Origin of the sequence: Stenotrophomonas sp. BR163 (genome assembly GCF_047520985.2) — a bacterium.
GTDB classification, from domain to species: domain Bacteria; phylum Pseudomonadota; class Gammaproteobacteria; order Xanthomonadales; family Xanthomonadaceae; genus Stenotrophomonas; species Stenotrophomonas sepilia.
On record NZ_JAXBRE020000018.1, the window covers coordinates 1 to 15,472 of the forward strand.

Annotated in this window: 10 protein-coding genes; 2 read left to right on the forward strand and 8 right to left on the reverse strand. The window is 66.2% G+C overall.

All coding sequences use genetic code 11. From position 1 onward, the window contains the following. The first annotated feature begins 503 nt into the window (after positions 1 to 503). A complete protein-coding gene (locus tag ACM0PY_RS14715; RefSeq protein ID WP_180886425.1) occupies positions 504 to 3,578 on the forward strand; it encodes a TonB-dependent receptor in 3,075 nt (1,024 codons plus the stop codon). A gap of 203 nt (positions 3,579 to 3,781) precedes the next feature. Continuing rightward, complete coding sequence (locus tag ACM0PY_RS14720; RefSeq protein WP_111202266.1) at positions 3,782 to 3,976, forward strand: heavy-metal-associated domain-containing protein; 195 nt, start codon at positions 3,782 to 3,784, stop codon at positions 3,974 to 3,976. A 77-nt stretch (positions 3,977 to 4,053) separates the two neighbouring features. Here ACM0PY_RS14720 and cueR read toward each other — a convergent pair whose 3' ends face one another. The 8 genes from cueR to ACM0PY_RS14760 all read right to left on the reverse strand — a co-directional run bounded on the left by cueR (position 4,054) and on the right by ACM0PY_RS14760 (position 15,335). Continuing rightward, positions 4,054 to 4,509: a Cu(I)-responsive transcriptional regulator gene (cueR, locus tag ACM0PY_RS14725; protein WP_088497331.1), complete on the reverse strand. Its 456-nt coding sequence runs from the start codon at positions 4,507 to 4,509 to the stop codon at positions 4,054 to 4,056. Between the two features lie 11 nt (positions 4,510 to 4,520). After that, on the reverse strand, positions 4,521 to 7,022 hold the full coding sequence (locus ACM0PY_RS14730; RefSeq protein ID WP_180886427.1) for a heavy metal translocating P-type ATPase: 2,502 nt from the start codon (positions 7,020 to 7,022) through the stop codon (positions 4,521 to 4,523). Between the two features lie 161 nt (positions 7,023 to 7,183). Beyond that, positions 7,184 to 10,141, reverse strand: coding sequence for a TonB-dependent receptor plug domain-containing protein (locus tag ACM0PY_RS14735; protein WP_134971047.1), 2,958 nt, complete (start codon positions 10,139 to 10,141; stop codon positions 7,184 to 7,186). Between the two features lie 393 nt (positions 10,142 to 10,534). After that, positions 10,535 to 11,272, reverse strand: coding sequence for a copper homeostasis protein CutC (locus ACM0PY_RS14740; RefSeq protein ID WP_180886429.1), 738 nt, complete (start codon positions 11,270 to 11,272; stop codon positions 10,535 to 10,537). Continuing rightward, the gene (locus ACM0PY_RS14745) at positions 11,269 to 12,267 is read right to left on the reverse strand and encodes a glycosylasparaginase (RefSeq protein WP_111202261.1); all 999 of its coding nucleotides are present in this window, start codon (positions 12,265 to 12,267) and stop codon (positions 11,269 to 11,271) included. The genes ACM0PY_RS14740 and ACM0PY_RS14745 overlap by 4 nt, the downstream gene beginning before the upstream one ends. Positions 12,268 to 12,318: 51 nt before the next feature. Beyond that, positions 12,319 to 13,341 (reverse strand): glucokinase, encoded by a 1,023-nt coding sequence (locus ACM0PY_RS14750; protein WP_134972501.1) that lies wholly within the window; start codon positions 13,339 to 13,341, stop codon positions 12,319 to 12,321. Between the two features lie 84 nt (positions 13,342 to 13,425). Then, on the reverse strand, positions 13,426 to 13,710 hold the full coding sequence (locus tag ACM0PY_RS14755; RefSeq protein ID WP_180886431.1) for a hypothetical protein: 285 nt from the start codon (positions 13,708 to 13,710) through the stop codon (positions 13,426 to 13,428). A 35-nt stretch (positions 13,711 to 13,745) separates the two neighbouring features. Next, positions 13,746 to 15,335, reverse strand: coding sequence for a calcineurin-like phosphoesterase C-terminal domain-containing protein (locus ACM0PY_RS14760; protein WP_134972502.1), 1,590 nt, complete (start codon positions 15,333 to 15,335; stop codon positions 13,746 to 13,748). Between the last annotated feature and the right edge of the window lie 137 nt (positions 15,336 to 15,472).

Sequence of the window (15,472 nt, forward strand, 5' to 3'; positions counted from 1 at the left end):
CCCCCCCGGGGCCGGGCCCAGCCGCCAGCGGCTGGGCCGGACCCCGGAGGGGGGTTACGGCGTGTCCTGCCAGCCCACACCGCCCCACCAAACCAGCAGAAAACCAGAGCCGCTTTGGCCTTGGCTTTGGCTTTTGCTGTTGCCGGCCAGCGGCCGGCACTACCCGCAGGTGCAGGGCGCAGCCCTGCCGGCCCCTTTCCCCTGCGCACGAAAACGATTTCACTGTTTTCAGCAAACCGTCATCCCTTCGCCACGCCAGTACCATATTGCGGAGCAGCATGCGCCCAAGGGCGACCCATGCTAAAAATCGCCCGCCCATCGCTTAGATCGATCCAAGAACGACACTGCGATGGCCGGGAGTTGGGGGAGCAGCAACAGGACGTACCAGGCCACACGCGCGGTGCTCTGCCACCCACATGGCGACACCCGTAATGTCACTTCAAATTAGATCGATTCAAGTTGTCCGTGCCACGTCACCGGATCAATCCAGGAGAGAGGGAGAGATGGGAATGAAGCATTCAACACGTACGCACGGCCACGACGCATTGTCGCTGGCCATCGCGCTGGCCTTGGCCGCCGCCGTCATTCCGGCTGGCGCCGCCGCGCAACAGGCCACGTCCACCGGCGCGCAGGACGCCACCACCCTGGACAGCGTCCAGGTCACCGGCTACCGCTACGCCATTGAAAAGAGCCTCGAGCAGAAGCGCGACGCCAACGCGGTGGTCGAGGTGATCACCGCCGAGGACGTCGGCAAGTTCCCCGACAAGAACGTGGCCGACGCACTGCAGCGCGTGCCCGGCGTGGTCATCACCCGCAGCGGTGGCGAAGGCAAGAGTGTCAGTGTGCGCGGCCTTGCGCCGGACCTGACCCTGACCCAGTTGAACGGCAACTTCGTCGCCTCGTCGGAGACCAACAACGAAGCGACGCGCTCCTTCAACTACACCCTGCTGCCATCGAACATGTTGTCCAGCGCGGAGCTGTTCAAGTCGCCGGAAGCACGCATCGACGAAGGCGGCATCGGCGGCACGGTCATCCTGCATACCCGCCGCCCGCTGGACATGGAATCCAACTCCGGCTACGTGAACCTGGAGGGCACCACCTCCGATACCAGCCACGATGTCGATCCGCAGGCGTCCGCGCTGTACTCGTGGCACAGCAAGGATGAGCGCTTCGGCGTCCTCGTCGGCGTGACCCAGCAGAAGCGCACCACCCGCACCATGGAAGCCAGCACCGAGGACTACCAGTGGTACGGCAATGGCACCACGGCCCGCGATGCCAACGGCAACCTGCTGGAGCAGGATGGCATCCACTACTGGTGGGGCCAGTCCGGCTTCAACAACCAGGCTGGCAAGAACTACAGCGAATTCTTCATGCCGACCTCGGTGAACTTCGCGGTGAAGGAAGAGAAGCGCGAGCGCAAGGGCGGCCAGCTGACCTTCCAGTTCAAGCCGGTCGACAACGTCACGATGACCGCGAACTACTTCCGCTTCGAGCTGCAGGGTGACTACACCCAGAACATGCTGAAGGTGCCGGAGTGGAACCTGGCCCGCTACAACCAGGACGGCAACTGGGCCGGCGGCCGCCTGCTCAACGGCCTGGATTTCGACCCGAGTGGCAGCATCGTCACGGGTGCGCAGTACCAGAAGCTGGCCGGAAAGACCTATTACTGCAGTGAGGAAGAAGCAGCGGCAGCCGGCCTGGAACCCGGTGGCTGGGGCCCGGACGACTGCACCATCCCCACTCCGCAGCTCACCGGTGGATACAGCAAGGAAAAGGCACTGTCGCAGACCGCCGACCTGACCATCGACTGGGATATCAGCCCGCTGTGGAAGGCCTCGTTCACTGGCGGCCGCACCTGGTCCGAAGGTGGTCCGTCGATGAATTTCCGCATGTCGGCCAAGCCGCGCCGCAAGGTGGGCAACCAGTGGCAGTCCGGCAACCAGTACACCGCCTGGGACCTGACCGGCACGCCGTCGGTGCAGTTCTCGCCGGACCTGCAGCAGCAGTTGATGGCGGGCGTGGCCGAAGTCGATACCGGCTCGACCGATTCGTCGTGGATGCAGACCGAGGTCAAGCAGAACTACTTCCAGGCCGACGTCACCAAGCTGTTCGAGGCCGGCTGGCTGGATTCGATCCAGTTCGGCGCCAAGTACCGCGATGGCAAGGTCCACCGCAACACCGGCAACACCTATTGGGTGTGCCCGGGCCTGGATCCGTCCGACTATGACAACAATCGCTACCAGGCCGGCTGCGATCCGACCGCAGGCGATGCGCAACCGGGCTTCTTCCTGTCCAACCCGATCAGCAACATCACCGGCGCGTTCAACGCCAACGTGTTCCCGGGCATCAACTACCCGGCCTACATCGACTACCTGAACAAGACCTACGGTGGCTCGCACAACCGCACCGAAGAAGACTTCGTCTACGACGTCAACGAGAAGATCCATTCCGGCTACTTCCAGGCCAACTTCCGCACTGAGCGGGTACGCGGCAACATCGGCGTGCGCGTGGTGCGGACCAAGCAGTTCGCCCAGTCCAGCGATTCGGTCGAGCGCTTCAACGACTATTTCGTCGACAACGCCAGCGGCGCGCCGATGAGCTGCGATGATCCGGCCGCCGACCCGAACCTGCGCTGCCAGGGTGGCTTCGTCCGCCTGCCCGATCCGCAGGTGCGCGACAAGGTGTATGCCCTGTCGTCGCTGGAAAAGACCTATACCGACGTGCTGCCCAGCTTCAACATTGCCTGGGACATCACCGACAACCTGGTGCTGCGTGGCGCGGCATCGAAGGTGGTCGCGCGCCCGAGCTACACCAGCATCGCCTATCCCGGTGGCCTGCGTTACATCAGCGAAGAGTACGCCAACGACCGCCGCGTCACCGGCGGCACCGACACGCCCGGCTGGTACGGCTCGGGCAGCAACAAGGCGCTGGAACCGTTCAAGGCGGTCCAGTTCGACCTGGGCCTGGAGTGGTACTTCAAGCCGGGCGCGGTCGCAGGTGTTTCGCTGTTCCGCAAGAACGTGGACAACTTCACTGTGCCGGTGGTGCGCGACCAGCAGATGAACGTCGGCGGGCAGTCGGTCACCGTGCAGAAGTACGAGACTCAGGCCAACGGCCGCGATGGCGTGTCGCAGGGCGTGGAACTGTATGGCCAGTACACGTTCGACTTCGGACTGGGTGTGCAGACCAACTACACCTACAACGACACCAACCTGGCCTCGATCGTGCTGGATGGCGAGGAAATCGGCTCCTCGCCGCTGGTCGGCAGTGCCAAGAACCAGGCCAACGTTACGGTGTTCTACGAGAACGACAAGTTCCTGGCGCGCGCCTCGTACAACCGTCGTGGTGAAGTGGTCGGCGGCCTGAACAATGGCATGACCACCTACACCAAGCCTTACAGCCAGCTTGACCTGAACGTGGCCTACAACCTCACCCCGGACTGGACGGTGACCGCCGCCGTGCTGAATGCCACCAAGTCCGAGCTGCGCAGCTACATCGGCAACGACAGCCAGGCCCGCCTGCTGTCCAACCTGTACGCCGGCCGCCAGCTGTACTTCGGCGTGAACTGGAAGTTCTGAGGCGGCGCCGGGCCTGCCCGGCGCGCTCTCGCCCCGTTCCGGCGGGGAGGGTCCTCCACGGCAGCCACGCTGGTAAAGGTGGCTGCCGTTTTTCATGGATGCATGTTCATGGGCCCCTGGCCGCCGTTCAGTCCGGCGCTTGACCCTGCCATCGTTGGAAGGTGCACACTGGCCCTATCCCAAGAGCATCGAAGGAGCCACAGATGGAATTCCATGTCGACGGCATGACCTGCGGCGGCTGCGCACGCAGCGTGACCCGCGCGATCCAGCAGATCGATCCGAACGCCCGCGTAGTCGCTGACCCGCCGAGCGGCCTGGTCAAGGTGCAGACCACCGCATCACAGGAGCAGGTGTTCGCCGCGCTGAACGATGCGGGTTTCCCGCCACGCACTGCCTGATCCCCTGTCCTCTGCCACAGCGAAGCCCGCCCCGTGCACTGTCACCGGGCGGGCTTTTTTGTACGCGACATGGAAACTCAGCGCTTGCGCGCGCGCCGCCGCACCGCGCCGGTCTTCGCTGCATCGACCGACAGCGGAGCCTCATCGTCTTCACCCAGCCGCTCCAGGATCGGGCACTCAGGGCGCTCGTCGCCTGCACAGCAACGGATCAGCGATTTCAACGTGTCGGCCATCTGCCGCATGCTCTGGATGCGTTGTTCCAGGTCGGCAATGTGCTGCTCGGCCAGGTGCTTGACGTCGGCACTGTGCCGCGCGGTGTCGTTCCACAGGCCCAGCAGGTCACTGATTTCGGCCACCTGGAAGCCGAGATCGCGCGCGCGGCGGATGAAGCGCAGGCGATGGATGTCCGCCCGCGAATACGCCCGGTAGCCCGATTCGGTGCGATCGGCCGCGGGGATCAGGCCGATCTGTTCGTAGTAGCGGATCATCTTCGCCGACACGCTGGAGGCCTTGGCGGCGTCACCGATGTTCATGCGGTTCTCCTTCAATGGGTCGTGGCGTGGGCATCCGCCATCGGCGGCTGGAAGCGGCGCAGGCGCAGCGCGTTGCCCAGCACGAACACACTGGACAGCGCCATCGCACCGGCCGCGAACACCGGCGACAGCAGCACGCCCCAGGCCGGGTACAGCACGCCGGCAGCGACGGGAATCAATGCGGTGTTGTAGGCGAACGCCCAGAACAGGTTCTGCCGGATGTTGCCCAGCGTCGCCTTGGACAGCGCAATGGCATTGGGCACGCCCTGCAGGTTACCCGACATCAGCACCACGTCGGCCGACTCCACCGCGATATCGGTGCCGGTACCAATGGCCAGGCCGACATCGGCTTCAGCCAACGCAGGGGCATCGTTGATGCCGTCGCCGACGAAGGCGACGTGCCCATGCGTGGCCTTCAGCCGACGCACTGCCTCGACCTTGCCTTCCGGCAGCACCTCGGCCACCACCTCATCGATGCCGAGCTGGCGCGCGATCGCCTGCGCGGTCCCGGCGTTGTCACCGGTGATCATCGCCACCTTCAGGCCGAGCTGGTGCAGTGCCGCGATCGCGGCCGGCGTGCTCGGCTTGATCGGATCGGATACCGCAATGATCGCGGCCAGGCGACCGTCGATGGCGGCATACAGCGGCGACTTGCCTTGGGTACCCAGCTCTGCTGCCAGCGTCGCAAACAGGGCCGTGTCCACGCCCAGGTCGCGCATGAAGCGATCGGCACCGACCTCCACGCGTGCACCCTCGACACTGGCCCGAACGCCCATGCCGGTGACCGATTCGAAGTCGACCATGCCCGGCAACGCGATGCCCTGCCCGGTCGCGGCATCAACAATCGCGCGGGCGATGGGATGCTCCGAGCGCGACTCCACTGCGGCCACTGCCGCCAGAACCCTGTTGTGATCGAAGCCAGCGGCAATCTCCAGATCGGTCAGGCGCGGGCGGCCTTCGGTCAGCGTGCCGGTCTTGTCCACCGCCACCACCTGCGCGTCCTTCAGCAGCTGCAGGGCTTCGCCCTTGCGGAACAGCACGCCCATTTCGGCGCCACGACCGGTTCCGACCATGATCGAGGTCGGCGTGGCCAGGCCCATCGCGCACGGGCAGGCAATGATCAGCACCGCCACCGCATTGACCAGTGCGAAGCTCAGTGCCGGCGATGGACCGAAGATCAACCAGACCGCGAAGGTCGCCAGCGCGGCCAGCATCACCGCCGGCACAAACCACAACGTGACCTTGTCGACCACCGCCTGGATCGGCAGCTTCGAGCCCTGCGCCTGTTCGACCATGCGGATGATCTGCGCCAGCATCGTCTGCGCACCCACCGCCGTGGCGCGCACCGTCAGTGCGCCCTTCTGGTTGACCGTGCCACCGACCACGCTGCTTCCCGGCTGCTTCTCGACCGGAATCGGCTCGCCGCTGATCATCGACTCGTCGATGTAGCTGCGACCCTCGACCACCTCGCCGTCCACCGGCACGCGCTCGCCCGGACGCACTTCCACCACGTCGCCGCTCTGTACTTCATTGACCGGGATGTCGACGGTGCGGCCGTCACGGATCACATGGGCGACCTTGGCCTGCAGGTTGACCAGACGCTTGATCGCCTCGGAGGTACGGCCCTTGGCCCGAGCTTCAAGGAAGCGGCCGAGCAGGATCAGCGCGACGATCACCGCCGCCGCTTCGTAGTAGACGTTCACCGTGCCCGGCGGCAACAGCCGCGGTGCAAAGGTTGCCACCACCGAATAACCGAACGCCGCGGCGGTGCCCACCGCCACCAGCGAGTTCATGTCCGGCGCCAGCCGCAGCAGTGCAGGGAAGCCCTTCTGGTAGAAACGGCGGCCGGGGATGGCCAGCACCAGGAGGGTCAGTACGAACTGCAGGTACCAGCCGGTCTGCATGCCGATGGTGGCCATCATCCATTCGTGCATGCCGGGAATCAGGTGCGAACCCATCTCCAGCACGAACACCGGCAGTGCCAGCGCGGTGGCCACGATCAGGTCGCGCTTCAATTCGGCGCGCTCGGCATCCTTCTTTTCCGCAGTCTGATCATCGGACTGCACACCCGCCTCGATCACACGTGCGTCATAGCCGGCCTTGTCGATCGCGGCGACCAGCGCAGCCACGTCCGCCATGCCACGCACCGTGGCGCGCTCGGTGGCCAGGTTGACGCTGGCCTGGCTGACGCCCGGCACGGCCAACAGCGCGCGTTCGACACGGCCCACGCAGGAAGCGCAGGTCATGCCTTCGACCGCCAGTTCGGTGGTCGCCGCGGGCACGTCATAGCCCACCCGCTCCACTGCCTGGACAAGCGCCGCGCGGTCCACCGGGCCCGACGGACGAATGTCCGCCCGCTCGGTGGCCAGGTTCACCGAGACACTGCCCACGCCCTCGACCTTGGACAGTGCTGCCTCGACCCGGCCCACGCAGCTGGCGCAGGTCATGCCCTCGATGGGCAGGCTGATGGTGGAGGGGCTGGCGGGGGCGGCAGCGGCGCGCGGCGTGCTCATGATCGGATTCCCGGGTTTCCTTCTGGATGCGGACAGGCTAAACCTTGCCATCGTGGGAAGGTCAAATCCAGCCTGTCCGCATGCCTGAAGGGAGCGCCGCCCCCGGCGTCCCGTTTCCGCATCCACGCATGGCGTGGATCTAGCGGCGGAGGTCGGTCTCCTCAGAAGGTGAACACATACTCCAATGCGAACTCGCGGCCGACCGCGCTCAGCAACCGGGTCGGCGCGAAGTCATAGTCCAGCTTGTACGGGTCCTTGTGGTTCCAGCTGGCCGAATTGAACACGTTGTTGACGTAGACATTGACCTTGGCGTGCTCGGTCACCTGGTAACCGACGTTGACGTTCCAGGTGATGAACGGCCCGACCCGGCCGAAGTAGCGCGAGGTCTGCTGGCCCGCGTTAGGGTTCGGGTTCACCGAGCCATCCGGCAGCTGTGCCGGTTCCAGGCAGTTCAGCGACGGGCTGTCACTGGGCACGTAGCCGTCGGCGAACGGCAGGCAGCCACCGGGGTTGTCCAGGCGATCGGTGCCCCAGTGGTAGCGCACGCCCGGCACCGAGCCCACGCGGTCGGCATAGACGTTGGCGTTCCAGTTGCCGCGCTGCCAGGCCAGGCTCGCGCGCAGCTTGCTGCGCAGGTCCCGGTCGCGGCGTTCCGGGTTCGGGTCGTTGGCGTAGCGCTGTTCCTTGGTCGAGATCTGGTTGGTGTAGTTCAGGCCCAGCTGGAAGCTGCCCCACTGCGCGGTTTCCAGGCGATAGCGTGCAGTCAGGTCGATGCCGCGCACTTCCCGGCTGGCCAGGTTGAACGGGCCGCGCTCGATCGATACCAGGCGGCCGCTGCTGTCACGGTTCACGCGGGCCAGGATGCCGGCGCAATAATCGCCACCGGCCGGATTGGCCCACGGCGTGCCATCGATGTTCTTGCCGGTCAGGCAGCCGGCCTCGCTGGCCAGCACCTCGTCGGCGCCGACGTCGACGATCATGTCTTCCAGCTTGATCGCCCAGTAGTCGGCACTGACCGACAGGCTCGGCATCACGTCCCAGACGAAGCCGACCGTCCACGAATCGCCGGTCTCCGAACGCAGCAGCGGCGTGCCACGCCGGTTCACGTCGAAGGTGTACCAGACATCGGTGTTGCCCACGCCACAGTTGTTGACCAGGTAGGCACCGCTCTGGATGCAGCGCAGGCGGTCATAGGTCTGCACTTCGGAACTGCTCGGCTGGCCCAGCAGGTAGTGCATGTCCGGCGCGTGGAAACTGGTGGCGTACGAGCCACGCACCAGCAGTGATTCGACCGGGCGCCATTCCAGGCCGACGTTCCAGGTGGTCTCCTTCTGGCTGCCGATATCCAGCGCTTCACTGCTGTCATCGGCCTTGTAGTTGCCATAGCGGTCGTAGCGGGCGGCGGCGGTGGCCGTCACGCTCTCCAGCAGCGGGATCTTGAACTCGACGCCGGCCGAGTAACGGGTGCGCTCGCCGCCACCGCGATCGACGTTCTGCAGATCGAAGTCGATGCCGGCGCGCGGGTCCGGGCTGAGGTGATAGCCCTGCTGCGCGACTTCGGCCACGGCGGCGAACGAGATCGGGCCGGCCCAGCCCTGGAACAGCTCACCGGTGATGTCCGCCGAGGCCTGGTTGACCCACGATGACGCGCGGTTCCTGGCGACCGTGCCCATCTGCCAGTACTGGTCCGGCGTGAGCGGATTCCACCAGCGCGATTCGTTCAACGCGTAGATCGCCTCGCCATCGGCGGTGGTACCCAGGCGCGGGCCGAGGAAGTAGTCGTACGATTTCTGCTCGTCGACAACGTTCTGCCGCTCTTCCACGCGGTAATAGGAACGCCCCACCGTGGCGCTCCAGTCAAAGCGTTCGGCAAGACGTCCACGCAGGCCTGCGCTCCAGTCCCAGGACAGCTCGCGGTTGGTGTTGCGCAGGGTATCCAGGCCACCGACTTCGTTCGGAGTGAACTGGCGCACGCCCAGGATCGGACGGTTGCGATTGGCATCCCAGTAATAGCCGTTGTCGTCGTCGATCAGCGAGACGCTGGGCGGGTTGGTGCCCCAGATCGCTTCGGAGTGGTACACCGCCAGGTTGGTCCAGGCCTGCAGGTCGCTGCTGAAATCGAAGGTGGCATACAGGTTGCCGGACACGTTCTCGGCACCACCGGTCAGCAGCCAGTTGGCGTAGTCGGCGCTCATGCCGCACAGGCGGCCGGTGTTGGTGATGCGGTTGGCGGCGTAGTTGTAGACCAGTCGATCGGCCGTGTAGTACTCACCGTCGAACTTCTCGCAGGTGCCGGCGGGTGGCGCCAGGCGCTGGCCCGTCGTCGGATCGATCAACGCCAGGCCCGAGGTGGGGCGGAAGCCGACCTTGCGCTGCTCCATGTTCCAGGACGCATACGGCGCATCATCGGCATCGTCCATCTGCGGGCGGTCGCGGCCGAACAGGGGATCGCGCTTGGTGTACTGCAGCGCGTAGGTCACGCTCCAGTTGTCACCGGTCCTGCCGCCGGCCCAGGACAGGTCCCAGGTGTCGCGCCCGCCTTCGGTGGAGGTACCGCCACGCACGCGCACTTCGTCGCCGTCGTAGTTGGTCTTGAGGATGACGTTGACCACGCCGGCGATCGCATCCGAACCGTAGATGGCCGAGGCGCCGCCGGTCAGTACTTCGATGCGCTCGACCGCGGCAGAGGGAATGTTGCCGTAGTTGGAGAAGTTGGTTTCACCGCCATATGGCAGCGGGTAATCGGCCACGCGACGGCCGTTGACCAACAGCAGAGAACGGTTCGGGCCCATCCCGCGCAGGTTCAGGCCACTGGCGTTGGGCGTGTGCGAGCCCCATTGCGAGGCGGCTTCAACGGTGCCGGTCGCTTCGGTGAGCGTCTTCAGCGCGTCATACACGCTGACGAAGCCCTCTTTCTGGATCTGCTGCGCGGTAATCACGTTGACCGGGGCCGGGCCTTCGACCGCGGCGCGCTTGATGCGCGAACCGGTAACGGTGACCGCATCCAAGTCCTTGGTGGACGAACTGGCCGCTTCCTGTGCACCCGCGGCCAGGGGCAACAGGGCCAGGACCAGTGCCTGGGACAGCAGGTGACGACGCTTGCGAACGGACTGAGCCATGGGTGGTTGCTCTTGGAAAGTGTGGACGCACGGACAGGTGGTGGCGTAGCACGACGGCTGATCCGGGTGCCGGGATCGGTTCACGACCGTCCCAGCTCCCTCCCCTGTGGATCGATCCAAACTAAAGCACAGCTGAACCACGCCGGGCATGCGGCGATGCAGCAACACCCTACGCAATGCCGCTATCAGCCGCAGGTATCAAGAATAATCAAAGGGTTGCGAAACATCGCTGAGAGAACAGCGCACACGTCAATGACACGATCGCGACAATCGCGCGCGGAACGGTTTTGTCCGCGTCGTCGCGTGCGACTGTAGAGCCGAGCCCGTGCTCGGCTGATGTCGTTTGCCGCAAAGCGCAGCCGAGCGTTGGCTCGGCTCTACAGCAGAAGCGGGCTACCTTGCGCCGTCCAGCGCCTGCCGCAGCGCGGCCACGGTCGCGGTGGCGGTCTGGCTCCAGTCCGGGTCCAGGCCGCGCAAAGCCGGGTTCTGGAACTGCATCGCCGAGCGGCGCAGGCCCTTGGCCGAGGCGTGCAGTTCGGTGCAGCCGGTCCGTCGCGCAACGGCGGCGATGTTGGCCGGGCCCAGCCCGGCGCCGGCCATCACCGTGATACGTCCCGCCGCCTGGGTGACCAGACCCGCCAGCACATCGGCGCCGGCCTCGGCGCTGACCTGGCCGCCCGAGGTCAGCACGCGCTGGCAACCCAGTCCGATCACCTGCTCCAGCGTCGCCGACCGGTCGCGGGCCGCGTCGAAGGCACGATGGAAAGTCACCTGCAGCGGCCCGGCGGCCTGCACCAGTTCACGGCACAACGCCAGGTCGATACCGCCGTGCACATCCAGCGCACCGATCACAACGCCATCGCAGCCCAGCGCGCGGCACTGCGCGATGTCACGCAGCATCAGTTCGGTTTCCAATGCGTCGTAGTGGAAATCACCCGGGCGCGGGCGCACCAGCACGAACAGCGGAATCGACAGGCGTTCGCGGGCAATCGCGATGGTGGCAAACGACGGCGTGGTGCCACCCTCGGCCAGGTTGTCGAACAGTTCGATGCGGTCGGCGCCGCCGGCCTGGGCGGCCAGCGCCGAGGCCAGCGAGTTGCTGGCGATCTCCAGGGTCAGCCGTGTGCTCACGCCTGGGTGCTCGTGTAGATCGACGGCGAATCACGCAGGTCATCCTGGCGCTGCGCATCGCACACCGCGTAGACGAAGCCGCGATGCAGCGCGTAAGCGCCCACCTCGCCCTGCTTGTTCATGGCCAGGAAGCACACCTGCAGCGTCTTGCTCGCTTCGGGGCGCTTGCGCACCACGCGATCGATCGCTTCGCGGCAGGCCCGCGCCGGCGAGCGTCCCTGGCGCATCAGCTCCACCACCAGGAACGAGGCCGCATTGCGGATCATCTCCTCGCCCACGCCCGAGGCAGTGGCCGCGCCCACTTCGTTGTCGACATACAGGCCGGCACCGATGATCGGGCTGTCGCCGACCCGGCCGTGCAGCTTCCAGGCCATGCCGCTGGTGGTGCAGGCACCTGCAAGATGGCCCTTGGCATCCAGCGCCAGCATGCCGATGGTGTCGTGGTTGTCGCTGTTGCCGGGAATACCACGGCGCTCGGCATTGATCTGCGGCTGGTACTTCTCGGTCTTCAGCCACTCGCGCCAGGCCGCTTCGGCCTGCGGCGTGAGCAGGTGCCTGCGCTCGAAACCCTGCTGCACCGCGAACTGCTGCGCACCCTCGCCCACCAGCAGCACGTGCGGGCTGTTTTCCATCACTTTGCGGGCCACCGACACCGGATGCAGGATGTCGACCAGCGCGGCCACTGCGCCACAACGGCCATCGCCATCCATGATGCTCGCATCCAGGCTCAGCACGCCGTCGCGATCCGGGTTGCCGCAATGGCCGACGGTGGGGTTGCACAGCTCGCTCTCAGCCCAGCGTGCGCCCGCTTCCACCGCATCCAGTGCGCTGCCACCCTGCGCCAGCACCTTCCACGCGGCCTGGTTGGCCGGCACGCCGAAGTCCCAGGTCGAAACCACCCTGGCCCCACCCTGCGTGCGCGCCTGCACGCCCGGCAAGGCCACCATGCCTGCGGCCAGTGCGCCGGCCTGCAGGAACTGCCTGCGATCCACCATCTTCCCCTCCCAGTCTGCAATGCGCGGCCGGCCCGATGCCGGCCACGCCGATCAGTCGTGCGTGGGCTGCCGTGCGGCGTACCAGACCGCTGCGCCGAGAACGCCCAGCTGGCCATGCTCCACGCGCCATACCGGCACCTGGCGCAGCACCTCGGTCAGCACGCCCTTGTTGAGGAAGCGCTCACGGAAGCGACCATCGGCCAGGAAATCCTGCACATGCGCGGAAATGCCCCCGGCCAGGTACACCGAACGCGCACCCACCGCGATCGCTGCGTCGCCGGCCAGGCTGCCCAGCCAGGCACAGAACACCTGCAGCGTTTCCACCGCCAGCGCATCCTCACCGCTGCGCGCGGCGCCGATCAGTGCCTCGGTGCTGCCCCACACCGGGGTGACACCGCGCAGTTCGCACAGGCACGGATACAGGTTCATCAGGCCACTGCCGGACAGCACGCGCTCATTGTCCACGTGCGTCCAGCGCTGCAGCAGCTTGCCCAGCACCTGCAGTTCCAGCGCGTTGCCGGCGCCGAGCGCGGCATGGCCGATCTCGCTGGCCAGCACCGGACGCTCGCCCTCGGCAAAGCGCAATGCTGCACCCAGGCCAGTACCGGCGCCCAGCACCAGCGCCGGGAACGCCTGCGCCGGGTCAGCATCGCCATTGAGCGGCACCAAGGTGTCAGGCTGCAGGTAAGGAATGGCCAACGCCACCGCTTCAAAATCATTGATCAGCTGCAGCTCATGCAGCCCGGACTGCACCCGCGTGGCCGACAGCGAGACCGTCCATGGCAGGTTGGAATTGATCAGCACATCGCCATCGAGCAGGCCGGCGATGGCGACCACGGCGGCCTCTACCGGCTGGCCGAGGCCTGCGGTGAAATCAGCAAGGATCGCTGACAGGCTCGGATGCTCGGCGCAGGCATAGGTGCGATGGCTGCCCAGCAGTGGTGCCTGGCCGGGTTGCGTTTCAGCCAGCGCCAAACGGGCGAAGGTGCCGCCGACATCGGCGACAACGAGACTGCGCGGAAGACCGCCGCGGGCGGAGTCGGTGGAAACCGGGGACGCTGCTGCGATGGTCACGCTGGCCTGCTTGGATCGATTGAATCGCACCGATTCTCAGGCATCGGAGCGGCTTTGCCTAGCGCGCCGGCGGTTCAGGTTGGCCTACATGCCTTCCTGTTCGGCTACCTGCACGCCATCCACCAGCACGCGCAGGCGCTGCGGGCGGAAGCCGGCGAACAACAGCGGCCGGGTGCGCTCGACCAGCACCTCATGGCCGGCGATGTGGCGCAGCCACGACTGTACCAGCAAGAACGAGAAGTGGGTGCCCGGATGCAGCGGATGCTGCACCCAGACCGTCTCGGTGGCGCTCTGCAGCAGCATCGCGCCGGTGAACCAGTGGCGGCTGAGGGTCACCGGCGTGGTGCCGGCCATGAAGCGGATATCCATGCGGGGTCCTTTCGCTGGAGAGGCCTTGCGGCGTGTCAGGGCTGGGCAGTCTGCAGGCTGTAGCGGGTGGTGGCGGTGAATACTGCACCATCAGGCTGGGTAGAGCGTACTTCGACCTTGTGACTGCCCACTGCCAGGTCGGTCGGCAGCGCGCCACGCCACAGGTGCGGCGACGCGGTGGCCTCCGGCGAGCGGTCGTAGCCACGCAGGCTGTCAGCCAGATCGTCGGCCACGTTCTCTACCATCAGGCGCGGGTCGGGCTGGCTGACCTGCTTCATCGGCTGCCATGCGCCGCCATCAACGCGGTACTCGACCACGCTGGCGTCCTCGCCCATGTAGACGTTGGCGTACACACCCCACGCCGGATAGGCCCCCTGGCGCAGCACCTTCGGCGCATGCAGGCCGATCTGCTCGCTGGCCGGCTTGCCGGCCACCCGGTACTGCAGTCTGTAGCTGCCATTGGCGGCGATGTCCAGCAACGCGTAGCCCTTTGGCGTGCCATCACTCATGGTGCTGTCCGGCACGCCGGCGGCATCCTTCACCCCCGACCAGAACGCGCCGCAGTTGGCACCGACGTTGTATTCGTGCAGCGGCTTGTCACCGTTCCAGCCGTCGGCCTTGCCGTGGTAGACGTGCTGCTGGGTGTGGCTGTGGCCACTGAGCACCAGCACGTTGCGGAAGTCCTTCAGCAGGTCGAACAGGCGCTGGCGGTCAGCATGACGGAAGGTCTCGCGCCCCGGCGCGGCGTCGAACAGCGGGATGTGCATGCCCAGCACCAGCAGGCGGTCCTTGTGCAGGCCCTTCAGGTAGCTGGCAAGGAAAGCGAACTGGTCTTCGCGCAGGCCACCGACATACGTCGGCCTTGCGTTGGGGTCATACACCACGTCGTCGAGGAACACGAAACTGGCACCGCCCTCTTCCACCGCGTAGGTGTCCGGGCCGTAGATGTTGCGCCAGCTGTCCAGCGAATGCTCGTCGCTGGCTGCATCGAAATCGAGGTCGTGATTGCCCGGCACATGGAACCACGGCACGCCCATCGACGTAGTGACCTTGTTGATTGCCGGATACAGGGTCAGATCGTCGTTGACGATGTCACCCAGGGTGGTGCCCATGCGCGCCTTGGTCTGGCCGACCAGCGGCGACACGATCGACTGCTGGTAGTAGCCGATGTCCTTCAGGCTGGCGGTCTGGGAGTCGGTGAAGACCAGCATCTGGAAGCCGCGACGGCTGTCATGGCGATCCGGCTGCAGCGCGAAATCCCAGTTGCGGGTGACATCGCTGGTGGCGGCGATGCCGCCGTACTTCAGCGCCGGCGAGCCGTTCGGGCGGAAGTGGCGCCAGAACGAAGGCAGGCCGTCTGCCGCCTTCGGGAACGAATACGCATCGGGCTTGATCACGAACACGGTCTGGCCGTCACGCACCGGCAGGCTGTAGCTGCCGTCGGCGGCGGTCTTGACGATGGCCTCGCCGTTGGAAACCTGCACCCCGGCCAGGCCCGGATCGGTCGCACCGCGGCCCGGCTTGCCGTCACGCTCCAGATAGACCTTGCCGGTGACCACGGTGTCCGCAGCCCAGGCCGGCGAGGTCAGCAACAGGCAGCACAGCCAGGCGGCAGGCAGTTTCATGGGAGGCATCCGGAGAAAGGGATCCGGTATTGTAGAGCCGAGCCACGCCCGGCTGCATTTCCAGCGGGTAGTGCCGGCCGCTGGCCGGCAGCCCCTCGATGCCCGAAGATGATGAGGTTGCCGGCCAGCGGCCGGCA